We start from the raw sequence: 20,922 nt of genomic DNA on the forward strand, positions 1-20,922 counted from the left end.
CGCTCATCCGTCTCTATGGCGATGACTTCCCTACGCTTTGCACGCCGCATGGCGGCTGTCGCCTGCGCGGCCGCTGCCGTGCTGGCGTGGCCGGCCGCCCAAGCGGCCGATGAACAGCCCGCGCGCGGGCTCGAAGGCAACGCCAGCGGCGTGTTCCTCAACGAAGCCGGCGACGTGCTGACCGCGCGCCATGCCGTGACCGGCTGCCGCTCGCTGTTCGTGCTCAAGGACGGGCGCGTGGCCGAAGCCACGGTGCGCGTGACGAGCCCGCTGGCCGACCTCGACATCGCCGTGCTGCACAGCGACATCAAGCCCTATCTGGGCGCGACCTTCCCGCGCAGCGAGGTGCTGCCTGCCGCGACAATCTCGGTGTTTTCCGAAGCCCACGGCCCGCTGCAGCGCATGGCCGACCGCTCGGCCGTGCTCGGCAACGCGCTGACCGTGCCGGGCGCCGAGGGCCTGCAGCTGCTGTCGGGCGCCAAGCCCGGCGCCAGCGGCAGCGCGGTGCTCGACGCCGGCGGCCTGCTGCTGGGCGTGGTGGTGGAGCGCATCGCGGCCGCGCCCGGCGCCAGCGGCGGCACGCTGAGCCGGCTGCCCAGCCTGTCGGGCAGCGGCGCGGCGGCGGGCTCCACGCGCGTGCGCGCCGAGACCGCCGCGCGCATCAAGCATTTCCTGCGCGACAACGGCGTGGCCTACAGCGAGAGCGACACCCCGCAGCTCGGCCCCCAGCAGTCGCCGGCCGCGCGCGCCGCCACGCTGTCGGTCGGCGTGCTGTGCGGCTGAGCCGACACCGATTTCCAGAACTTTCCCCGAAAGAACGCATGTTCCCCTCGCACCGTCATTCCGCCGCCGCGCCGCGGCCCTGGGCCAGCCTGTTCCGCGCGCTCGGCCTCGCCGGCCTCGGCCTGGCCGCCGTGCACATGCCCGTGCAGGCCCAGCCCGCGCCCTCGGCGCGCGCACCGGTGCCGCAGCACTGGATCAGCTATGCCGAGCTGGCCGGCAACCAGTTCCAGGGCCGCCTCAGCGACCCCGCCGACGAGACCGTGCAGCGCCTGCATGCCTGGATGCAGCAGCGCCTGCTCGAGGAGGGCCGCACCCTGCCGCCGCCACCGCTGATCGTGCGCGTGTGGGTCGCACCCGACGGCCGGCCCGAGCGCGTGGCCTTCGATTCGCTGGGCAATGCGCAGGCCGATGCAGACCTGCGCCAGCTGCTGACCGCGCAGCCGCTGTCGGAGCCGCCGCCACGGGACATGCGGCAGCCGATGGTGTTGCAGCTGACGTTGAAGGTGCTGACGGCGAGTTGAGCGGCGCAATCGCCCGGATCTACTTGCGAGCGCCGGCCGATGCCTTCGCGGCCTCCGCCGCCTCGATCGCCGCGCTCACATCGCCCACGGTCGCGGGATCGCTGTCCTTGCCGACCAGCTCCTTGAGCGCCGCCAGGTGCGCCACGCCCAGCGCCTCGTCCGCGCCGGCTGGCAGATCGGGCACGACGCCCGTTCCCTCCCAGTTGGTGCGCGTGATCGGGTTGATCGAGCGCGCGAAGGGGATCGTGACCTCGAAGTGATCGTTCAACCGATGGTTCCTGGAGGGATGGGCACCGCCCTTGGTGCGTTCGCCGACGATGCGGGCGCGCTTCAGCGCCTGCAGGTTGTACGCGAACTCCTCGCCGCCCGAGAAGGTCTGGCTGCTGGTCAATACATAGACCGGCCGGTTCAGGTAGCGCGGGCCGCGCAGCCTGGCGCGGGTCCAGTGCGACTCCACGCGGTGGCCTTCGCGATGCAGCACGTCGTTGAGGTGCACCTTGCCTTCGAGCAGATGGCTGCTGACCTGGGCCACGCCCGCGGGCCAGCCGCCGCCGTTCTGGCGCAGGTCGACGATCAGGGCATCGGTGTGGCCGAGGAAACCGAAGACGCTCGCGGCGGTCGCCGCCAGCGCCGCGGGCTTGTCGAAACAGCGCAGGTCGATGTAGCCGACGTTGCCGGCCATGCGCTCGGCCTTGTAGAAGCAGTGGTTGTGGCGCACGTACTGCCGCGCCAGCTGTACTTGCGCCGCCGCGACGGCCTTCGGATCGGCCGGCTTCGGCAGCGGCTCGCGGCTGAAGCCCACGAGCAGGTGCCTGTCCTGGTTCACCGATTGCAGGTCCTGCTCGAGCTGCGCGCGCAGCGCGTCGGCCGTCTCGATGCCCGCATAGGCCCCGTCGCGCAGCCGGGCGCGCAGGTGGGCCGCGATGGCATCGGCCTGCGTTGGCAACACGTAGCGGGCCTGCACCAGCTCGGCGGTGCGGGCCACGAGGCGGTCGCGCTCGGCGGGCGCGATGGGAACGGTGTCGGGGGACTGCGCGGCGGCCGATGCGGCCAGCGCGCTCAGCGCAAGGGCGAGGAGAGCGGAGGGAAGAAAGCGGCGCATGGCCGCGATGCTAATGCAGCGGAAAAAGGCCTCAGCCCGCGGCCGCGAGGATGTCCTCGAGCGCGCCGATGTCGATCGGCTTCTGCAGATGGTGGTCGAACAGCTTGCGCCCGTCGGGGCCGCCCGCGGCGCCGGCATCGGCGGCCGAGAAGCCCGAGATCGCGATCAGCAGCTTGGGCGCGCCCTGCGCCTCGGTCTCGCGCAGCCGGCGCGCGACCTGGGTGCCGGGGATGTCGGGCAGCGTGAGGTCGATCAGCGCGGCATCGAAGCGTTCGGCGGCGGCGGCGTCCAGCGCCTGCTGGCCGGTGTAGGTGCAGCGGGCGGTGTGGTCCTGCAGGGTCAGCAGTTCCTGCAGCAGGTCGGCTGCGGCTTCGTTGTCGTCGACGATCAGCACGTTCACGGCGGTCGGTCCTTGGTGGCCTTTGCGGCCTTTGGTTTTCTGAAAATGTCCGGAATGGAACATTGTCCCGGCACCGCGCCGCGCGTGGGGTAGGAGCAAGCCTACGGTTGTGCCGATCCTCGCGGCGCGGCCAGCGGCAGCTCGACGCTGAAGGTCGATCCCTCGCCCGGCGCGCTCTCGACGCCGATGCGCCCGCCGTGCAGGTCGACGATCTGGCGCGTGATGTACAGGCCCAGGCCGAGCCCGGCCGCATGCTTGCGGCTGTGCTCGGTGCGCTCGAACTGCTCGAAGATGCGCGCCTGGTCCTCGGCCGCGATGCCGATGCCGCGGTCGCGCACGCTGACGCGCGCGAAGCCGTCGTCGCCGGTGCCCACCTGTTCCACCACCATCTCGACCGGCCGGCCGCCGCCGTAGCGCAGCGCATTGGTCAGCAGATTGGTCAGCACCTGCTCGATGCGGAACTCGTCCCACACGCCCGGCAGCTCGGCCGGCGCCTGCAGCGAGATCTCGGAGCCGGCGGCCTCGGCCTGCTGGCGCAGGTTCTCGACCACGGCGCGCGCGAGCTGCGCGAGGTCGGTCGGCTTGGGCTGGATCGAGAGCGCGTCCTTGCGCATGCGCGTGACGTCGAGCATGTCGTCGATCAGCCGCACCATGTTGCGGATCTGCCGCTGGTCGCGCTCGATCATCGCGGGCAGGCGGTCGGCCGTGAAGGCCGCGAGGTTGCCCTTGGACACGTGCAGCTGGCGCAGCTGGGCCTCGAGGTAGAGGGTGTTGAGCGGCGTGCGCAGCTCGTGCGAGACCATCGACATGAAGTCGTCGCGCATGCGCACCGCGCGCTCGAGCTCGCGCTGCGTGACCTGCAGCTGCACCACCAGCTCCTCCTGCTTGCGGTGCGCGTGGGCCAGCAGTTCCATCTCGTGGCGCAGCGCCTTGCGGTGGCGGTGCAGGTCGACGAACACGTTGACCTTGCTGATCACGGCATGCGGATCGAGCGGCTTGTGCAGGAAGTCGACGGCACCGCTCTCGTAGCCCTGGAAGGCGTAGTTGCGCTCGCGCCCGGCGGCGCTCACGAAGATCAGCGGGATGTGCCGCGTGCGCTCGGTGCCGCGCATCATCTCGGCCAGCTCGAAGCCGTTCATGCCGGGCATCTGCACGTCGACGATGGCGAGCGCGAACTCGTGCTCGAGCAGCAGCGTCAGCGCCTCCTCGGCCGACTGGGCACGGAACACGGGCCGCCCGGGCGCGCGGATCAGCGCCTCGAGCGCCACCAGGTTCTCGGGCAGGTCGTCGACGATCAGCAGCTTGCTTTCGACATCAATTTCCATGAGCGGTCTCCAGGTGCATCAGCAGGGAGTGGAGATCGCGCAGCGGCAGCACGAAGTCGGGCGAATGGCGCGCTATGGCGGCGTTGGGCATGACGGAAACCAGGGCTTCTTGGGGGTCCTGCACGGCGGTCAGCCCGCCGGCACGGTGAATGCGGTCCATGCCCTCGGCACCATCGTCGTTGGCACCGGTGAGCAACACGCCGGCGAGGCCGGCGCCGTAGACGTCGGCCGCGGAGGCCATCAGCACGTCGATCGAGGGGCGCGAGAACAGCACGGGCGGCTCGCAGCTCAGCGAGAAACAGCGATCGCGCTCGATCGACAGGTGGTAGCCGGGCGGCGCGAAATAGAGCGTGCCGGGAACCAGCGGCATCTTGTCGGCCGCCTCGCGCACCGGCATGGCGACGCGCTCGCCGAACACCTCGGCCAGCCGGCTGTCGTGCCCCTCGGGCAGGTGCAGCACCACCACCTTGGGGATGCGGCTGATCAGGGGCAGGCCGATCAGCAGGGCGAGCAGCGCGTCGATGCCGCCCGCGGAGGCGCCGATGACCACCGCCTCGACGCGGCGGCGCAGGTGGGAGGGCAGCGCCTGTCTCACGTGGCCTTCCTGTAGATGCGCTCGGGGCGCGCCAGCGGCTCGAAGCGCTCGGCGTAGGCCGAGAAGTCGATGCTCTCCTTGGCGCCCAGGCCGAGGAAGCCGCGGTGGCTCAGCGACTCGTGGAACAGGCCGAGCGCGCGGTCCTGCAGCTCGCGGTTGAAGTAGATCAGCACGTTGCGGCAGGACACGAGCTGGGTCTCGGCGAACACGCTGTCGGTGGCCAGGCTGTGGTCGGCAAAGATGGTGTCGGCGCACAGCGAGGGGTCGAAGCGCGCGGCGTCGTAGGCCGCGGTGTAGTAGTCGGAGAACGCGCGCAGCCCGCCCGCGCGCTGGTAGTTGGCGGTGTAGCCGCGGATCGCCTCGAGCGGAAAGATGCCCTGGCGCGCCTTCTCGAGCGAGGCCGGGTTGATGTCGGTGGCATAGATCTGCGTGCGCTCGAGCAGGCCTTCCTCGCGCAGCAGGATGGCGAGCGAGAACACCTCCTCGCCGGTGCTGCAGCCCGCCACCCAGACCTTGACCGACGAATAGGTGTGCAGCAGCGGCACCACGTGCCGGCGCAGGCCCAGGAAATAGGCCGGGTCGCGGAACATCTCGCTGACCGGGACGGTGAGGAACTGCAGCAGGCGCCCGAACAGCGCGGCGTCGCGCAGCACCCGGTCCTGCAGCGCCGAGATCGAGGGCAAGCCGAGCTGCGTGAGCGCGTGCAGCACGCGGCGCTTCTGCGAGGCCAGCGTGTAGTCGCGGAAGTCGTAGCTGTACTTGAGGTAGATCGCCTCCATCAGCAGGCGCAGCTCGATCTCGGTGTCGCTCAGCGGCTGCGGCGGCGCGCCGATCGCGCCCGGCACGGCGGGCGAGGCGGGCAGGACCGGGCGGCCGGTCGACGGCCGTTCGGGCGGCGAGGGCGGCGGCGATCCGGTCACAGGCGCTCCATCTTCGGCATCCACACGCGCAGCAGCGAGAACAGGCGATCGAGGTCCACCGGCTTGGCGAGGTAGTCGCTGGCGCCCGCGGCCAGGCATTGCTCGCGGTCGTCCTTCATGGCCTTGGCGGTGATGGCGATCACCGGCAGCTTGGCGAAGCGCGGATCGGCGCGCAGGTGGCGCGTGGCTTCCAGGCCATCCATCTCCGGCATCATGACGTCCATCAGCACGAGGTCGATCTCCTTCACGCGGTCGAGCTGCTCGAGGGCCTCGCGGCCGTTGCGGCCGATCTCGACCTTCGCGCCGCGCTGCTCGAGCGCACTCGTGAGCGCGAAGATGTTGCGCACGTCGTCGTCCACCAGCAGCACCGTGCGGCCCTCGAAGATCCGGTCGCGTCCGCGCGCGGCCTTGAGCATGCCCTGGCGCTCGCTCGACAGTTCGGCCTCGACCTTGTGCAGGAACAGGGTCACCTCGTCGAGCAGCCGCTCGGGCGAGCGCGCGCCCTTGATAATGATCGAGCGCGAGTAGCGGTGCAACTCGGCCTCCTCCTCGCGCGTGAGGTTGCGCCCGGTGTAGACGATCACGGGCGGGAACGAGACGATGTCCTCCGAGGCCATGCGCTTGAGCAGCTCGCTGCCCTGCATGTCGGGCAGCTTCAGGTCGGTGATCATGCAGTCGAAGATGCGGCTGCGCAGCAGCTCCAGCGCCTCTTCACCCGAGGCCACGTCGACGATCTCGATGTCGTCGTCGCCGATCAGCTGGATCACGCTGCGGCGCTGCAGGTCGTCGTCCTCCACCAGCAGCACCGTCTTGACCTTCTGGGTGAGCTTCTCCTCCAGCCGCGCGAACACGCGCGTGAGCTCGTCGCGCGTGGCGGGCTTGCGCGCATAGCCGATCGCGCCCATGTGCAGCGCGGCCTCGGCGTTGTCGGCGGCCGAGACCACGTGGATCGGGATGTGGCGCGTGAGCGGCGAGTCCTTCAGGCGCTGCAGCACGTCCAGGCCGGTGCTGTCGGGCAGCCGCATGTCGAGCAGGATCGCGTCGGGCACGAACTCGCTGGCCAGCGCGAAGCCGTCGGCCGCGCCGTGCGCGACCAGGCAGCGGTAGCCGAGCTCGTGCGCCAGGTCGTAGAGGATGTGGGCGAACTGCGGCTCGTCCTCGATCACGAGCACGCGCCGCACCTGCAGGTCGCGCGGCAGCGCGCGGTCGTCGGCGAACTGCGGCGCGGGCACCACGGGGGCCGGCGCGGCCGGGGCCGGGGGCGCGACCGGCACCGGCGCGCGCGCGGGCAGACGCGCCGGCGCGGAACCCACGGCGCGCGATGGCGCGGCGGCCGGCTCCTGCTGCGCGGGTGCCTGCGGTGCCTGCGCCGGCAGGTGCAGGGTGAAGGTGCTGCCCTGGCCCGGTTCGCTCTGCACGCTGAGCGTGCCGCCCAGCAGCTGCGTGAGGTCGCGCGAGATCGACAGGCCCAGGCCGGTGCCGCCATAGCGGCGGCTGGTGGTGCCGTCGGCCTGGCGGAAGGCCTCGAAGATCACTTCCTGCTGGTGCGGCGCGATGCCGATGCCCGAGTCGGAGACGGCGAACGAGGCGCCGCCGTCGGCCGTGCCCGAGATCACCAGCGAGACCTCGCCCTGCTCGGTGAACTTGAGCGCGTTCGACAGCAGGTTCTTGAGGATCTGCTCGACGCGCTGGCGGTCGGTGACCAGCGAGGCCGGCGCGGCCGGATGCAGCTCGAGGCGGAAGCTCAGCCGCTTCTCGTCGGCCAGCGGACGGAAGGTGCTCTCCAGGCCCTGCGCCAGGCGGTCCAGGCGCGTGTCCTCGGGCACCAGGTCGAGCTTGCCGGCCTCGACCTTGGCGATGTCGAGGATGTCGTTGATCAGCACCAGCAGGTCGTTGCCCGAGGCATAGATCGACTCGGCGAACTTCACCTGCTCGGTGCTCAGGTTGCCCTGCGGGTTGTCGCCTAGCAGCTTGGCCAGGATCAGCGCGCTGTTGAGCGGCGTGCGCAGCTCGTGCGACATGTTGGCGAGGAATTCCGACTTGTAGCGGCTCGCGCGCTGCAGCTCGTCGGCGCGTTCCTCGAGGTCGCGCTGGGCGTGGCGCAGCGCCATGTTGCGCTGGTCGAGCGCCTCGGTGCGTTCGGACAGCTGGCTGTTGGTCTGCTCGAGCTCGGCCTGCTGGTTCTCGAGCATGGCCTGCGAGGCGCGCAGCGCGCGCGACTGCTCCTCGAGCTCCTCGTTGGCGGTGCGCAGCTCTTCCTGCTGCACCTGCAGTTCCTCGTTGAGCTGCTGGGTCTCGGCCAGCACGTCCTGCAGCTGCTCGCGGTAGCGCGCCGCGGCCAGCGAGGTGCCGATGTCCTCGGCCACCACCTCGAACAGGTCGCGCGCGCGCTGGTCGGGCGTGCCGGGCAGGCCGAGCTCGACCACGCCGTTGGACACGCCGTCGTTGGCCACCGGCAGCAGCACCACGGCGCGCGGGCGCATCTCGCCCAGGCCCGAGTTGACCTTGAGGTAGTCGGCCTCGACCGGATCGATCAGCATCAGCCGCTTCTCGGCGGCGGCTTGGCCGACCAGGCTCTCGGTGGGCGAGAACACCTGCTGCGCGTTCTCCGCCTCGACCGAGAAGCCGTAGCTGGCCGCGCGGCGCAGCGGGCCATGGCGCTCGCGCACGTAGAGCGCACCCACGGTGCTGCCCAGGTGGCGCGAGAAGAAGGCCAGGATCTTGCGGCCCATGTCGGCCGCGCTGAGCTCGCCCACCAGCTCGCCGACCAGCTCGGTCTGGGCCGTGCGCAGCCAGGCCTGCTCGGTCAGGCGCTCGGTGTGCGCCTCCTGCTCCTGCAGCACCGCGTCGTAGCTCTCGGACAGGCGCACCAGCTGCCGGCGGCCGAAGTAGGCGACCAGGCCGCTCAAGGTGAGCGTGAACAGCAGGAACAGGCCCACCACCATCCAGCTGGTGCGCTTGACCTCGGCGTTGCGCTGGAAGCGCAGCGACTGCTCGGTGTTGATGAAGTTGTCGAACTCGTTGCGGATGTCGTCGGTCAGGCGCTTGCCGCGGCCCAGCTTGACGGCGGCCTCGAAGTCGCCGCCGCTGCGGCGCGCGGCGATCATGTCGGCCGCGAACTCGTTCCAGGCGCCCTGCAGCGAGCCGATGCGGTCGACGCGCTCGATCTGCTGGGGGTTGTCGCCCACCAGCTGGCGCAACGCCGCAGTGTCGGTCTTCACGCGCGCCAGCGCGGCGTCGTAGGGTTCGAGGAAGCGGTCCTGCCCGCTGATCAGGAAGCCGCGCATGCCGGTTTCCATGTCGATGGAACGGCGCTGCAGCTCGCTGGCGCTGCGCACCACCTGGTCGGTGTGCTCGACCCAGGCGATGGTGGACAGCAGGTACAGGATCAGGGCGACGAAGACGACGGCACCGAACAGCCCCCCGAGCAGCGGCAGCTTGATGTTGCGGCTCAGCAGGCGCTCGAAGTCGGCGGTGTCGATCGCGGCAGCAGTTTTCATTTCGAACGTAGTTGTGAACGAACAATTGACATTGTCTTCGACCGGACGGGACGGGCGGCGCGCGGCCGCCCGCCCGGCCCCGGAACGGCGGCAAGGCGCGAGGGAAGAGGAGGGGAGGAGAGGCCGCGGGCCTCCCCCGGCGCTCAGTACTCTAGCCGCGGATACCAGTCGCTGCCGCGGCCGGCCGGCGTCAGGTCGAGGATGTTCCACAGCGGCGTGGGATCGACCGCGAGGCGCGGATCCTGGCCCGGGTCGGCGGTTTCGGCCAGCTCCGGCGCCCAGAAGTGATGCACGCGGCCCTCGCGCCGGACCCAGACGTCGAGCGCCGGCCATTCGCTGCCGTCGGGCGCAAGGCCCCGGTAGTCGCGCGCGAAGTCGTCGCCGACCGCCTCGTAGAACGGCAGGTTGCGCCAGCCGCGCTCGCGCGCGAAGGCCAGCTGGCGCGCCACCGGCGAGCGGCCGAGCACCGCGAACGCCACCTTCTGCGCGATGTCGCGCACCGGCACGTCGAGCGCGCCCAGGAAGGCGGTGCACATCGGGCAGGGCCGCTCGCGCTGCGGGCCGTACATCCAGAAGTAAGTGACCAGGGTGTCGTGGTCGCCGAACAGGTGGTCGAGCCCGACCGTGCGGCCGTTCTCGTCGCGGAAGCGGTAGGGCGGTGGCTCGCCGCCCAGCGGCAGTTCGCGGCGCTGGGCGGCCACGCGCTCGACGTGGCGGCGCAGCTCGATCTCCTCGGCGAGCAGGGCGGTGCGGGCCTGGCGGTAGGCCGCGCTGTCGTTGGGGTACGGGCGGCTCGCGGCGGCGGCGAGTTCGGTGGCGGGTTTCAGGGTAGTCATCGGTGTCTCCTTTCGGAAGTCGGACAGGCGAGGCGAAGGCGGTGGCACATCGGACCCTTCCGGACAGGGCGCCGCTGCCGGTTCGGCCCGGAAACGCCCGTGCGCCCCAGCCTACGCGCCGGCAGGGATACTGTGAATTCCACCAGCACACTGGATGAATATCCATATACTGGCGGCCGCTGCGTCCTGTCGAACCTCCACGCCGATGTCCCGCGAAGCCCTCTGCGCCACCGTTGCGCCCGTCTCCGTCAAGGCGCTGTGCGCCTTCGGCGCGAAGGCCGGCGACCTCGACCTGCGCTTCGTGCCCGCGCCCAGCGCGCAGGAGGGCATGGCGGGCCACGCGCTGGTGCAGGGGCGGCGCGGCGAGCACTACCAGAGCGAGGTCGCGCTGCAGTCCGAATGCGGCGCCCTGCTGGTGCGCGGCCGCGCCGACGGCTACGAGCTGCAGTCGGGCAGTGCCCGCGTCGAGGAGATCAAGACCTTCCGCGGCGACTTCGACGCCATCCGCGGCAACCACCGCGCGCTGCACTGGGCGCAGGCGCGCTGCTATGGCTGGATGCTCTGCGAAGCCGACGGCCATGCGGCGATCACCGTGGCGCTGGTCTACCTCGACCTCGCGAGCGGCGAGGAAACCGTGCTCGAGGAACTGCACACGCGCGAGGAACTTCAGGCCCACTTCGAGGACCTCTGCGGTCGCTACATCGCCTGGGCCGAGCGCGAGGGCCGGCATCACGCGGCGCTGGCGGACCTGCTGGGCGCGCTGGCCTTTCCGCATGGCGCCTTCCGCACGGGCCAGCGCGAGCTCGCCGAGGCCGTCTACCGCGCGGCCTCGAAGGGCCACTGCCTGATGGCGCAGGCGCCCACCGGCATCGGCAAGACGCTGGCCACGCTGTTCCCGCTGCTCAAGGCGCGCGCGGCCGGCCGCGTCGACAAGGTGTTCTTTCTCACGGCCAAGACCTCGGGCCGCGCGATCGCGCTCGAGGCGCTGCGGCTGCTCGAACGCCAGGCCGCCGCGGGCGGCAAGGCGCCGGCCGATCCGCTGCGCGTGCTCGAGCTGACCGCGCGCGAAAAGGTCTGCGAGCACCCGGGCCGGGCCTGCCATGGCGATGCCTGTCCGCTCGCCAAGGGCTTCTACGACCGGCTGCCGGCAGCGCGCGCCGAGGCCGCGCGCGCCGCCTGGCTCGACCGCCCGGCGCTGCGCCGCATCGCGCTCGCGCACGAGGTCTGCCCCTATTTCCTCGGGCAGGAAATGGCCCACTGGAGCGACGTGGTGGTCGGCGACTACAACTACTACTTCGACGGCAGCGCCTTCCTCTGGGCCACCATGAAGGAGCGCGAATGGCGCGCGGCGCTGCTGGTCGACGAGGCCCACAACCTGCTGGAGCGCGCGCGCGGCATGTACACCGCGCCGCTCGACGACGGCGCGCTCGAGGAGGCGCATCGCGCCGCGCCGGCCGCCGTGCGCGGCCCGCTCGCGCGGCTGCACCGCGAATGGGGCGCGCTGCAGGAGGCGCAGCAGGCCAACGCGGTCGACTACGAGACCGCCGACGAGATCCCCGAGCGCTTCGCGCGCAGCCTGCAGGCCGCCAACACCGCCATGGCCGAGCACTTCGCGGCCACGCCCGATGCGGCGCAGGGCCCGCTGCAGCGCTTCTTCTTCGATGCGCTGCATTTCGCGCGGCTGGCCGAGAGCTTCGGCGACCACTCGGTGTTCGAGCGCACGCTGGGGCCGAACGGCTCGCGCGGGCTGGCCATCCGCAACCTCGTGCCCGCGCCCTTTCTCGAAGGCCGCTTCGCCGATGCCGCCTCGGCCGTCTGCTTCTCGGGCACGCTCTCGCCGTTTCCGTTCTACCGCGATGCGCTGGGCCTGCCCGAGGACGTGGCCGAGCTCGACGTAGCCTCGCCGTTCAGCGGCCGCCAGCTCCATGTCGAGGTGGCGATGGATGTTTCCACGCGCTGGCGCGACCGCGCGCACTCGCTGCGCAGCGTGGCCGGCATCATCGGCAGCCAGTACGCGCGCCGGCCCGGCAACTACCTGGCCTTCTTCAGCAGCTTCGACTACCTCGAGCAGGCCTGCGCCGCCTTCGTCGCGCGGCATCCCGAGGTGCCCGTGTGGAGCCAGACCCGCGGCATGCCCGAGGCCGACCGCCAGGCCTTCGTCGAGCGCTTCGCCGTCGGCGGCCGCGGCATCGGCTTCGCGGTGCTCGGCGGCGCTTTCGGCGAGGGCATCGACCTGCCGGGCACGCGCCTCGTGGGCGCCTTCGTCGCGAGCCTCGGGCTGCCGCAATACAACGCGCTCAACGAGATCACGCGCGAGCGCATGGACGCGCGCTTCGGCAAGGGCTACGAGTACACCTACCTCTACCCGGGCCTGCAGAAGGTGGTGCAGGCCGCGGGGCGCGTGATCCGCACCGAGGAGGACGAGGGCGTGCTGCACCTGCTCGACGACCGCTTCTCGCGCGCCGAGATCCGCGAGCTGCTGCCGCGCTGGTGGGAGGTGCGCCTTGGCGGGCAGGGTGGCCAAGGTGGGCCGGGGAGGGGCGACGATGCGCGCCGCTAGACGCATCGAGCACGATGCGCAGCCCGACCTGTTCGGTGCCGCGCCGGTCGCGGCCATCGACGGGCTGCGCTATGCGCCGGAGTTCCTGAGCCGCGCCGAGGAGGCCGAGCTGCTGGCCATCGTCGGTGGCTTCACGCTGCGCGAGATGCGCTACAAGGCCTACACCGCGCGCCGCCGCGGCATCGGCTTCGGCGGCCGCTACGACTTCGATGCCAACCGGCTGCTGCCCGGTGCGCCGCTGCCCGAATCGCTGCATCCGCTGCGCCGCCGCGCCGCGGCCTGGGCCGGCATCGACGAGGCCGAGCTCACCCATGCGCTGATCTCCGAGTACCAGCCCGGCACGCCGCTGGGCTGGCACCGCGACGTGCCCGACTTCGAGCACATCGTCGGCATCTCGCTGCGCGGCGACGCCGTGATGCAGCTGCGGCCCTACCGGCGCGACGGCCACTACGCGGCCAACGATCCCATGGTTCAGCTGGGGATCGAGCCGCGCTCGATCTACCTGCTGCGCGGCGCGGCGCGCTGGGAATGGCAGCACGCGATCGCGCCGACGCCGGCGCTGCGCTACTCGATCACCTTGCGCACGCGCTCGCGGCGCAGGGTGGGCGCGCCCGGCCCGGCGTGGCACGACGACGACCGCTGAGGCACGCCGGAGGCCGGGGCAGGGCGCGCGCTACGATCCGCCCCCCATGGAGTCCACTTCCACCCGCCCCCTCTGGCAACGCTTCCTGGTCTTCCTCGGCCCTCTGGTCCTGACCAACGTGCTGCAGGCGCTCGGCGGCACGGCCATCACGATCTACCTGGGCAAGCTGCTCGGCACGCGTGCGCTGGCCGCGGCGGTCAGCTTCTTTCCGCTCTTCATGTGCTGCATGGCCTTCGCGATCGGGCTGGGCACGGGCGCCTCGGTGCTCGTGGGCCAGGCCTGGGGTGCGCGCGACACGGACAAGGTGCGGCGCGTCGCGGGCTCGGTGCTGCTGGGCACCTTGCTGCTGTCGTGCGTCATCGCGGGCATCGGCGCGGCGGGGATCGGCCCGGTGCTGCAGGCGCTGGGCACGCCGGGCGACGTGCTCGCCGATGCCGTGGGCTATGCGCGCGTGCTGTTCGCCGCGATGCCCGTGCTGTTCGTGCACCTGATGCTGGCGGCGCTGCTGCGCGGCCTGGGCGACACGGTGACGCCGCTCAAGGCGCTCGCCGTGGCGTCCTCGGTCTGGGTGCTGCTGACGCCGGCCTTCATCCTCGGCTGGCTCGGGCTGCCGCGGCTCGGCACCCAGAGCGCGGCCTGGGCCAGCATGACGGGCAACGCACTGGCCGTGCTATGGCTGGCCTGGCACCTGCATCGCAAGAACAGCCTGCTCGCACCCGCGAAGCTGCGTGAGCACCTGCGCTGGAACGCGCCCGTGCTCGCGACGGTGGCGCGGCTCGGCGTGCCCACCGGGCTCTTCTTCATCACGAGTTCGCTGGCCGACGCGATGCTGCTGTCGCTGGTGAACCGCCATGGCCCCGGCGCGACGGCTGCCTGGGGCACGGTGGGCCAGGTGATGGCCTATGTGCAGTTCCCGGCGATGTCGATCGCCATCGCCGCCTCGGTGTTCGCGGCGCAGGCCATCGGTGCCGGCCGCCTGGACGAGATCGACCACGTGAAGCGCGTGGGCCTGTGGATGAACCTCGCGCTCACGGCTGGGCTGGCCGCGCTGGTGTCGCTGGCGGCGCCGCTCGCGGTGAGCCTGTTCAGCAACGACCCCGCCGTGATCGAACTCGCGGCCTCGGTGCTGCGCATCACGGTCTGGGGCAGCGTGGCCTTCGGTATGGCGAGCGTGTTCACGAGCGTGATGCGCGCGGCCGGCACCGTGCGCGTGCCCACGACGATCTCGCTGGGCTGCTTGGCCGTGCTGCTGTTTCCGCTGGCCTGGGTGCTGCAGCAGGCGCTCGGTTTGCGCGGCGTCTGGGTCGCCTATCCGCTGACCTACCTAGTGGCGCTGGGGCTGCAGGCGCTGTACTTCCACGGCGTGTGGAAGCGCAAGCCGATCCAGCGGCTGATCTAGCGAACCCGAAGGGCCGGACAGCAAGTTCGGTCAGGACGCGCCGCGCCCGCGTGGCCGATGATCGCGGCATGGACCGACCCACCCCTGACCTGATCGCCGAGCTCATCGCCTGGATCGAGGCGCGGCTCGACGACACGCTCACGCTCGATCGCATCGCGCAGCAGGCGGGACTGTCGCCGTATCACTTCTCGCGGCTCTTCACCGCGCGCATGGGCCGCAGCGTGATGGCCTATGTGCGTGGCCGCCGGCTGGTGCGCGGCGCGCGCCGGCTCTGCGACGAGCCGGAGCTCAAGCTCGTCGAGCTCGCGCTCGATTGCGGCTTCGAGTCGCAGGAAGCATTCACCCGCGCGTTCAAGCGCATCTTCGGCGTGTCGCCCGGCCGCTTTCGTGCCGGCTTCGCGCTCACACCCATCGAAGGCCAATATCCCATGAACCTGCCCACCAGCACCTCCACCGCCGTGACCCGGCTGCCCGACCTCGTGCGCCTCGAGGCCTTCAGCATCGCCGGCCCGGCCCGGCGCTTCGACCAGGAGAGCCGCGCCGAGATTCCGCAACTGTGGTCCGCCCTGATCGGCGCCTTGCCGTTCAAGGGCCAGGAACCGAGCTGGGCCACCTATGGCGCGGTCTGGAGCGTCGACCGGGAGGAGGGCAGCTTCGACTACATGGCGGGCGTGGGCATCGCGCCCGGCAGCACCTTGCCCGCGGGCTTCAGCGAGAAGCGCATCCCGGCCGCGACCTATGCGGTGTTCCGCATCACGCTCGACGGATCGGCCCTGCACCCGCAGGTGAAGAACGCGATGGCGACCATCTGGGGCCAACTGATCCCGGCCTCGGGCCTCAAGCTGGCCGACAGCCCGGACTTCGAGTTGTACGACGGCAAGTTCGAACCCACGCGGCCCGGCGCGGTGATCGATTTCCACGTGCCGGTCGAGGGCTGATAGCCTCCGGCTCCCGCCCATCGCCACCGAGCACCGCATGTCCGATCTTTCCTTCAGCCCCGCCGCCGACCGCAACAAGCAACCGATCCTCGAGCGGCTGCGCGACCTCCTCGGCGACGAGGGCGCGGCGCTCGAGATCGCCTCGGGCACCGGCCAGCATGCCGAGTGGTTCGCAACGGCCTTGCCCGGCTGGACCTGGCAGACCAGCGATGCCGATGCGCGCGCGCTGCCCGCGCTCGCGCGCCGCGTCGAGCAGGCCGGACTGCCCGGGCTCAAGCCGCCGGTGCTGCTCGACGTGATGGATGCACCCTGGCCCTCGCAGGGAGTGGCCTTCGCGCAGGATTTCGATGCGATCTACTGCGCGAACATGCTGCATATCTCTCCATGGGCCACCTGTGCCGCGCTGATGCAAGGCGCGGCGCGGCATCTGCGGCCCGAGGGCGTGCTGGTCACCTACGGGCCTTACTTCGAGGAAGGCACGGTGCCGGCGCCGAGCAACCTCGCGTTCGACCGGAGCCTGCGCGAGCGCGACCCGGCCTGGGGCATCCGCCCGTTGAAGGACGTGGAAGCGCAGGCGCGCGATGCGGGGCTGCGCCTGCACGCGCGGCACGAGATGCCGGCGAACAATCTGCTGCTGGTGTTCGGGCGTTGACGGTCACGATACCGTCACATCGATCTGCCAATCGAAAGCTGCAATCTCAATTCCGGCGAATGCATTTCAATGCGATCATTCGCCATGTCGAATAGACCATCCAATTGATGCGGAATTATCTATTCCGCCATTGAACTTTCTTCTCGCAACGGATTGCCGTGGGTGCTAATCCATTGGGTTGTACAACATTCCAATTCAGCGGGAATCCACTCGTAGACGACGATTGACGGCGAAGAAGAGACTCCGCGTCCCATCTCGGGATATGTCCTAAAGGAGTCTTTCCAGTGGCAAAGAAATTCACCATCCTGGCTTTTGTGGGCGGCGGAATTCGCGGACTCATGTCGGTCACGATTCTCAAGCGACTGAAGGAATACAGGCCCGACCTGATTCGCGATGTCGACCTGATCGCGGGTTGCTCGACCGGCTCGATCATCACGAGCGAATTGCTGGCGGGCAAGACGCCCGAGGAGATCATCCATCTCTTCACGCACGGCGAGCTGAACTTCTACGACAACATGAACACCGATCCGACGGCGCCGGCCTATCCGATCAAGTCGGTGTACGAGACGCAGGACCTGCTGCACGGCGCCAAGAAGGTCGGCGACGAGACCCGGAAGAAGGTGCTGTTCGTGACCTTCAACGTGGGCGGTCTCGAACTGGTCGACGGCATCGTGGTCCCCAAGCCGTGGTCGCCCTGGATGGTCACCAACATGCTGACCGAGGCCGACCTGAAGGACGGCTTCGATGGGCATGTGAACTACCCCATCGCCAAGGCCGCGACCTCGAGCGGCTCGATGCCGGGCCAGCTCAATTCCTTCGAAGGCAATGTCGATGGCGCCTTCTTCAACCACGATCCCACCATGGCCGCGATCGCGCTGGCCGTGCACAACGGCCACAAGCTCGAGGACATCTCGGCCATCACCATCGGCACCGGATTGATGCCCGACTGGGTCGCGCCCAACACCTACGAATGGGGCGCGCGCCAATGGATGGACGGCGTGCCGAATCCGTTCGAGAACACGACACCGTTCCTGATGAACCAGGAGCGGTCCTCGCCGATGCTCGACATGTGCCTCAACGGCACCTCGGACAACCTCATGCCGACCCTGGCCAAGCTGATGCTCGGGGACCGCTTCACCAACCTCAATCCGCGGCTGCCGTGCTTCATCCCCGAGAACTCCACGAGCCCGCAGGCCATCTCGCTGCTGGAAGACCACGGCAACAAGCTGGATCTCGAGACGGCCTACCAGCTCATCGACAAGTACTGGCCGGGCGGTTCGAGCGATCAGCCGCTCGAGCCCTGAACGCCGCCATTCCCACCCATTGCGAACAGGAGAAATGATGCCGATCACCGACCCGGGATTCATTGCACCCGATGCCTACTTCATCACGCCGGAACAGCCCTTCGTCATCGGCCAGTTCGGCAAGCCGAGCCTGGTCCTCGACGTCTACGGGAACAACCCCGCCCCGAACCGGCAGGTCATCGCCTATCCGCCGAACGATGGACCCAACCAGGCATGGCGCTTCATCCCCGCGGGCGCGCCCGGCTGGTGGTACCTGCAGACGACCATGACCACCGGCTTCGTGCTCACCCTGGCCACCGAGCAGAACGTGGTGGTGGCGCCGATCTCCAAGGACGAGGACCAGCGCAAGAACCAACTCTGGTGCCTGATGCCCAGCGAAGTCCTCGGCTACTGGTTCATCCAGAGCAAGTCCGTGGTGAGCAACGAGCTCAATGCCAAGGTCATCGGTACCAGCAATGCGGCGGCCCCGACGATCCCCGACCCGATCGCGGTCGTGGTCGACGTGGACTACGCGAACTACACGCCGCTGGTCTGGTCGTTCAGGCCCATCCCCGTGACGGGCTGACGCGCCGGCCCTCGCGTGAGCGGGGGCATCGGCCGTCGATATTTGATCGATCGTTACAGTAAGCCCTAGAATCGATTCGAGGGGCCGGTACGGGACCGGCCCCTTCTTTTTTGGAAACGCAGAAATGACCGACACCGCCGTGCGCGAGACCGTGGACACGCTGTTTCGCAGGATCCGCGAAGGCGCGGACGCGACCGAGATCGCGCGCCTGTTCAGCGAGGACGTCGACTGGTTCATCGCCGGCGACACGGCAACCGTGCCGTGGATCGGCCGCAAGAGCGGCCGGCATGGCGTGGCCGAGTTCTTCCGCCAGTTGCGCGAACACGTGGCGCCCGAGCGCTTCGCGATCGACGCCATCCTCGTGGGGCAGGGGCGTGCCGTGGTGCTCGGCGACCTGGCCACGCGCGTGAAGCGCACCGGCCGGCTGATCGAGACCGCCTTCGCCTTCGACATCGGCGTACGCGACGGCCTGATCGTGCGCTACCACATGCTCGAGGACAGCTGGGCCGTGGCCGAGGCCACGCGATGAGCGGCCGGCCGCGCGGCTTCGACGACGCCGCCGTGGTCGAGGCGGCGATGGACGTGTTCTGGTCGAACGGCTACGACGGCAGCTCGGCCGAGGCGCTGTGCCAGCAGACCGGCCTGGGCCGCGGCAGCCTCTACAACGCGTTCGGCAGCAAGCAGCAGCTCTACGAGCAGGCGCTGCTGCGCTACCAGGAGCTCGGCATCGAGGCGCAGACGCGCATCCTCAACGGGCCCGGCAGCGCGAAGGAGCGGCTGCGCGGCCTGATGCTGTGGGGCATCGAGGGCGACCTCGATCCGCGGCAGCGGCGCGGCTGCATGGCGCTGCTCGCGACGCTGGACCGCGCGGGCAAGGACCCGGCGGTGGCCGAGATCAGCCGCGTCTACGTGGTGCGGCTCGAGCAGCTGCTGTGCCACCTGTTCGCGGTGGGGCAGCGCAACGGCGAGTTCGGCGGCGAGCGGCAGCCGCTGAAGATGGCGCGCGCCTTTCTCGCGAGCTACTACGGCCTGCGCATCCTCGGCCAGTCGATGCCCGATCGCGCCTTTCTCGAGGACGCGATGGAGGGGACGCTCGCGAGGCTTTGACGCCGGCCTGCGTTTCATGACGGCGGGCCTTCGCGGTCCGCTTTTTTTGCCCAATTCTTGAACAATCATTCCATTGAAACGATGAACCCGATTTCCATCGACGGCATACGCGAGATTCCCACGCGCACCGGCAAGGTCGTGATCCCCGACGCGCTCGCGGCGGATGTCGCGCAGTTCCACTACGCACCCGCGCGACGCGCCGGCGATGTCGTCCATCTCTCGGGCATCGTGGCCTGCCAGCGCGGTACCGAGGCGATGAACGAGGCCGGCTTCGAGGATGAGCTGCGCAGTGTCTTCCGCCAGATCGAGCGCCTGCTGCTCGCCTGCGACGCGCGGCTCGACGACGTGGTCGAGCTGCAGATGTTCCATGTCTTCGGCAGCGCGAAGCTGCGCCTGGACAAGGCCGGCCAGCTCGCGGCCATGGCGCGCGTGCGCGACGAGTTCTTCGCGGCGCCTTATCCCGCGGCGGTGGAACTGGCCGTCACCGAGCTGAACCCCGAAGGTGGACTGGTCGAGATCAAGGCGACGGCCTTCGCGCCGCTCGGGCGCTGAGACCGGGGTCGGCCGCTTCGCGGTCGATCTCCGCGACCAGGGCGTGCAGCCAGCCGCGATGCGCCGCGAAGCTCGTCAGAACATCCTCGGCGGCTTCGCGCGATGCCAGGTGGCGATCGAGGAAGCGGAAGCCCACGGAGTCGGCCGCCTGTTGCAACGTCTCGATGGCGAGGTCGCATTCGTAGAGGAAGTCGAAGCGGCTGGCCCAGAAGCCTTGCTCGGTTCGGGCCCGCACTTCGAAGGCGCCGGGGTCCTCGATGCTGAACTCGATGAACGCCAGGCCGTCGTGCTGGCGCCAGACGGCCGCGACGCGGCTGTCGCGGTCCCACAGCGGCACCAGCGCCGGGCCCTCGGGCACCGCGGCGCCGCGGTAGGCATAAAAGGGCGGTCCGAGGCAGCAGCCCCTGAAGGCCTCGTGCAGGCATTCGCCCGATGCGAGCCGCTGCATGGCCGCGGACACGCCGAGTTCGCGCAAGGCCGCCATCCGTTGATCCTGTGCCACCACTGCCATCCGTCGTTCTCCTGAAACGCGGGGCGAGCATAGCGAACACGATGGCGCGGTCAGAATGCGCCTTCCATCCACTCCGACCACGAAGCCGATGACCACCCGTGCCGCCTTCCTCAAGCTGCTGACCCGCCAGCTCTATCCCGTGCTCCAGGCCGAAGGCTTCGAGGGCACGGGCCAGACCTTGCGACGCATCGCGGGCCCGGTGATCCACGTGTTCAACGTGCAGGGCGCGAGCGGCGGCAAGCAGTGCTACCTGAACCTCGGCGCGCACCTCGATTTCCTGCCGACCGAAGGCGGTGGCCAGGTCGCGCCGACGGAGATCGAGGAATCGCATTGCGTGTTCCGCGACCGCATGGACCCGCCGCCCGGACCGGCCTACGGCTGGGCCTATGGCAGCTCGATGGCGGAAACCGAGGAGACGGTCGCGTTCATCGTGAGCGAATGGTCCAGGCCCGGACGCGCCTTCTTCGCGCGGCACGGCAGCTATCCGCAGGGCTTCGTGCAGATGCTGCGCGAGACCGATCCGACCGCGATCCATGCGCGCACGGCGCTGCACCTCGCGCGGATCGCGGTGCACCTGGGCGAGCGGTCGATCGCCCAGACGCTGGTCGACACGGGCCTGGCGAAGGCGCCCGAGCGCGCCACCAGCCTGAAGGCGGATCTCGAGAAGGTGCTCGGGGACTGACTGATCGCGCCCGGTGGGGCGCGCGTC

Annotated in this window: 21 protein-coding genes; 13 read left to right on the forward strand and 8 right to left on the reverse strand. The window is 70.1% G+C overall.

What is annotated here, in order from left to right:
• The first annotated feature begins 48 nt into the window (after positions 1 to 48).
• Both BM109_RS07835 and BM109_RS07840 read left to right on the forward strand, forming a co-directional pair.
• Positions 49 to 783, forward strand: a complete 735-nt coding sequence (locus BM109_RS07835; RefSeq protein WP_093341888.1) for a S1 family peptidase — start codon at positions 49 to 51, stop codon at positions 781 to 783.
• 38 nt (positions 784 to 821) lie between these two features.
• Entirely contained in the window at positions 822 to 1,304 is a 483-nt protein-coding gene (locus BM109_RS07840) for an energy transducer TonB (protein WP_093341889.1), read from the forward strand.
• A 19-nt stretch (positions 1,305 to 1,323) separates the two neighbouring features.
• Here BM109_RS07840 and BM109_RS07845 read toward each other — a convergent pair whose 3' ends face one another.
• The 7 genes from BM109_RS07845 to BM109_RS07875 form a co-directional block, all read right to left on the reverse strand.
• Entirely contained in the window at positions 1,324 to 2,406 is a 1,083-nt protein-coding gene (locus BM109_RS07845) for a S41 family peptidase (protein ID WP_177239276.1), read from the reverse strand.
• Between the two features lie 31 nt (positions 2,407 to 2,437).
• Entirely contained in the window at positions 2,438 to 2,806 is a 369-nt protein-coding gene (locus BM109_RS07850) for a response regulator (RefSeq protein ID WP_177239277.1), read from the reverse strand.
• A gap of 101 nt (positions 2,807 to 2,907) precedes the next feature.
• The gene (locus BM109_RS07855; RefSeq protein ID WP_093341894.1) at positions 2,908 to 4,131 is read right to left on the reverse strand and encodes a hybrid sensor histidine kinase/response regulator; all 1,224 of its coding nucleotides are present in this window, start codon (positions 4,129 to 4,131) and stop codon (positions 2,908 to 2,910) included.
• Positions 4,121 to 4,726 carry a chemotaxis protein CheB gene (locus BM109_RS07860; RefSeq protein WP_093341895.1) on the reverse strand — a complete coding sequence of 202 codons (606 nt, stop codon included), beginning with the start codon at positions 4,724 to 4,726 and terminating at the stop codon, positions 4,121 to 4,123. Before BM109_RS07860 ends, BM109_RS07855 begins: the two co-directional genes overlap by 11 nt.
• Positions 4,723 to 5,589, reverse strand: coding sequence for a CheR family methyltransferase (locus tag BM109_RS07865; protein ID WP_371268793.1), 867 nt, complete (start codon positions 5,587 to 5,589; stop codon positions 4,723 to 4,725). The genes BM109_RS07860 and BM109_RS07865 overlap by 4 nt, the downstream gene beginning before the upstream one ends.
• Positions 5,590 to 5,642: 53 nt before the next feature.
• Positions 5,643 to 9,146 (reverse strand): response regulator, encoded by a 3,504-nt coding sequence (locus BM109_RS07870; protein WP_093341897.1) that lies wholly within the window; start codon positions 9,144 to 9,146, stop codon positions 5,643 to 5,645.
• A gap of 143 nt (positions 9,147 to 9,289) precedes the next feature.
• On the reverse strand, positions 9,290 to 9,982 hold the full coding sequence (locus BM109_RS07875; protein WP_093341898.1) for a DUF899 family protein: 693 nt from the start codon (positions 9,980 to 9,982) through the stop codon (positions 9,290 to 9,292).
• 205 nt (positions 9,983 to 10,187) lie between these two features.
• On the opposite strand from BM109_RS07875, the gene BM109_RS07880 reads away from it, so the two are divergent.
• The 10 genes from BM109_RS07880 to BM109_RS07925 all read left to right on the forward strand — a co-directional run bounded on the left by BM109_RS07880 (position 10,188) and on the right by BM109_RS07925 (position 19,702).
• Positions 10,188 to 12,542, forward strand: a complete 2,355-nt coding sequence (locus BM109_RS07880) for an ATP-dependent DNA helicase (RefSeq protein WP_093341900.1) — start codon at positions 10,188 to 10,190, stop codon at positions 12,540 to 12,542.
• Complete coding sequence (locus BM109_RS07885; protein WP_093342449.1) at positions 12,529 to 13,185, forward strand: alpha-ketoglutarate-dependent dioxygenase AlkB; 657 nt, start codon at positions 12,529 to 12,531, stop codon at positions 13,183 to 13,185. The genes BM109_RS07880 and BM109_RS07885 overlap by 14 nt, the downstream gene beginning before the upstream one ends.
• 46 nt (positions 13,186 to 13,231) lie before the next feature.
• Positions 13,232 to 14,584, forward strand: a complete 1,353-nt coding sequence (locus tag BM109_RS07890; RefSeq protein WP_093341901.1) for an MATE family efflux transporter — start codon at positions 13,232 to 13,234, stop codon at positions 14,582 to 14,584.
• 68 nt (positions 14,585 to 14,652) lie between these two features.
• Positions 14,653 to 15,522 carry an AraC family transcriptional regulator gene (locus BM109_RS07895; protein WP_093341903.1) on the forward strand — a complete coding sequence of 290 codons (870 nt, stop codon included), beginning with the start codon at positions 14,653 to 14,655 and terminating at the stop codon, positions 15,520 to 15,522.
• 37 nt (positions 15,523 to 15,559) lie between these two features.
• Positions 15,560 to 16,174 (forward strand): DUF938 domain-containing protein, encoded by a 615-nt coding sequence (locus BM109_RS07900; protein WP_093341904.1) that lies wholly within the window; start codon positions 15,560 to 15,562, stop codon positions 16,172 to 16,174.
• Between the two features lie 314 nt (positions 16,175 to 16,488).
• A complete protein-coding gene (locus tag BM109_RS07905; protein WP_256222471.1) occupies positions 16,489 to 17,478 on the forward strand; it encodes a patatin-like phospholipase family protein in 990 nt (329 codons plus the stop codon).
• Between the two features lie 37 nt (positions 17,479 to 17,515).
• Positions 17,516 to 18,043, forward strand: a complete 528-nt coding sequence (locus tag BM109_RS07910; RefSeq protein ID WP_143129113.1) for an RICIN domain-containing protein — start codon at positions 17,516 to 17,518, stop codon at positions 18,041 to 18,043.
• A 124-nt stretch (positions 18,044 to 18,167) separates the two neighbouring features.
• A complete protein-coding gene (locus tag BM109_RS07915) occupies positions 18,168 to 18,572 on the forward strand; it encodes a nuclear transport factor 2 family protein (RefSeq protein WP_093341909.1) in 405 nt (134 codons plus the stop codon).
• Entirely contained in the window at positions 18,569 to 19,150 is a 582-nt protein-coding gene (locus BM109_RS07920; RefSeq protein ID WP_093341910.1) for a TetR/AcrR family transcriptional regulator, read from the forward strand. Before BM109_RS07915 ends, BM109_RS07920 begins: the two co-directional genes overlap by 4 nt.
• A gap of 81 nt (positions 19,151 to 19,231) precedes the next feature.
• A complete protein-coding gene (locus BM109_RS07925; RefSeq protein WP_093341911.1) occupies positions 19,232 to 19,702 on the forward strand; it encodes a Rid family hydrolase in 471 nt (156 codons plus the stop codon).
• On the opposite strand, the gene BM109_RS07930 is transcribed toward BM109_RS07925, so the two are convergent.
• A complete protein-coding gene (locus BM109_RS07930) occupies positions 19,668 to 20,186 on the reverse strand; it encodes a hypothetical protein (protein WP_093341913.1) in 519 nt (172 codons plus the stop codon). The genes BM109_RS07925 and BM109_RS07930 overlap by 35 nt on opposite strands.
• Positions 20,187 to 20,301: 115 nt before the next feature.
• Between BM109_RS07930 and BM109_RS07935 the strand changes: the two genes are divergently transcribed.
• The gene (locus BM109_RS07935; RefSeq protein WP_093341915.1) at positions 20,302 to 20,895 is read left to right on the forward strand and encodes a DUF4304 domain-containing protein; all 594 of its coding nucleotides are present in this window, start codon (positions 20,302 to 20,304) and stop codon (positions 20,893 to 20,895) included.
• Positions 20,896 to 20,922 lie beyond the last annotated feature (27 nt).

This window comes from Variovorax sp. PDC80, assembly GCF_900115375.1.
Lineage (GTDB): Bacteria > Pseudomonadota > Gammaproteobacteria > Burkholderiales > Burkholderiaceae_C > Variovorax.

What these genes read in the sequence shown, in the direction of transcription:
- BM109_RS07870 (WP_093341897.1), bottom strand. Translation starts at nt 9,146, where the DNA reads ATGAAAACTGCTGCCGCGATCGACACCGCCGACTTCGAGCGCCTGCTG.
- BM109_RS07890 (WP_093341901.1), top strand. Translation starts at nt 13,232, where the DNA reads ATGGAGTCCACTTCCACCCGCCCCCTCTGGCAACGCTTCCTGGTCTTC.
- BM109_RS07880 (WP_093341900.1), top strand. Translation starts at nt 10,188, where the DNA reads ATGTCCCGCGAAGCCCTCTGCGCCACCGTTGCGCCCGTCTCCGTCAAG.
- BM109_RS07915 (WP_093341909.1), top strand. Translation starts at nt 18,168, where the DNA reads ATGACCGACACCGCCGTGCGCGAGACCGTGGACACGCTGTTTCGCAGG.
- BM109_RS07900 (WP_093341904.1), top strand. Translation starts at nt 15,560, where the DNA reads ATGTCCGATCTTTCCTTCAGCCCCGCCGCCGACCGCAACAAGCAACCG.
- BM109_RS07885 (WP_093342449.1), top strand. Translation starts at nt 12,529, where the DNA reads ATGCGCGCCGCTAGACGCATCGAGCACGATGCGCAGCCCGACCTGTTC.
- BM109_RS07925 (WP_093341911.1), top strand. Translation starts at nt 19,232, where the DNA reads ATGAACCCGATTTCCATCGACGGCATACGCGAGATTCCCACGCGCACC.
- BM109_RS07930 (WP_093341913.1), bottom strand. Translation starts at nt 20,186, where the DNA reads ATGGCGGCCTTGCGCGAACTCGGCGTGTCCGCGGCCATGCAGCGGCTC.
- BM109_RS07920 (WP_093341910.1), top strand. Translation starts at nt 18,569, where the DNA reads ATGAGCGGCCGGCCGCGCGGCTTCGACGACGCCGCCGTGGTCGAGGCG.
- BM109_RS07875 (WP_093341898.1), bottom strand. Translation starts at nt 9,982, where the DNA reads ATGACTACCCTGAAACCCGCCACCGAACTCGCCGCCGCCGCGAGCCGC.
- BM109_RS07840 (WP_093341889.1), top strand. Translation starts at nt 822, where the DNA reads ATGTTCCCCTCGCACCGTCATTCCGCCGCCGCGCCGCGGCCCTGGGCC.
- BM109_RS07910 (WP_143129113.1), top strand. Translation starts at nt 17,516, where the DNA reads ATGCCGATCACCGACCCGGGATTCATTGCACCCGATGCCTACTTCATC.
- BM109_RS07935 (WP_093341915.1), top strand. Translation starts at nt 20,302, where the DNA reads ATGACCACCCGTGCCGCCTTCCTCAAGCTGCTGACCCGCCAGCTCTAT.
- BM109_RS07845 (WP_177239276.1), bottom strand. Translation starts at nt 2,406, where the DNA reads ATGCGCCGCTTTCTTCCCTCCGCTCTCCTCGCCCTTGCGCTGAGCGCG.
- BM109_RS07895 (WP_093341903.1), top strand. Translation starts at nt 14,653, where the DNA reads ATGGACCGACCCACCCCTGACCTGATCGCCGAGCTCATCGCCTGGATC.
- BM109_RS07855 (WP_093341894.1), bottom strand. Translation starts at nt 4,131, where the DNA reads ATGGAAATTGATGTCGAAAGCAAGCTGCTGATCGTCGACGACCTGCCC.
- BM109_RS07835 (WP_093341888.1), top strand. Translation starts at nt 49, where the DNA reads ATGGCGGCTGTCGCCTGCGCGGCCGCTGCCGTGCTGGCGTGGCCGGCC.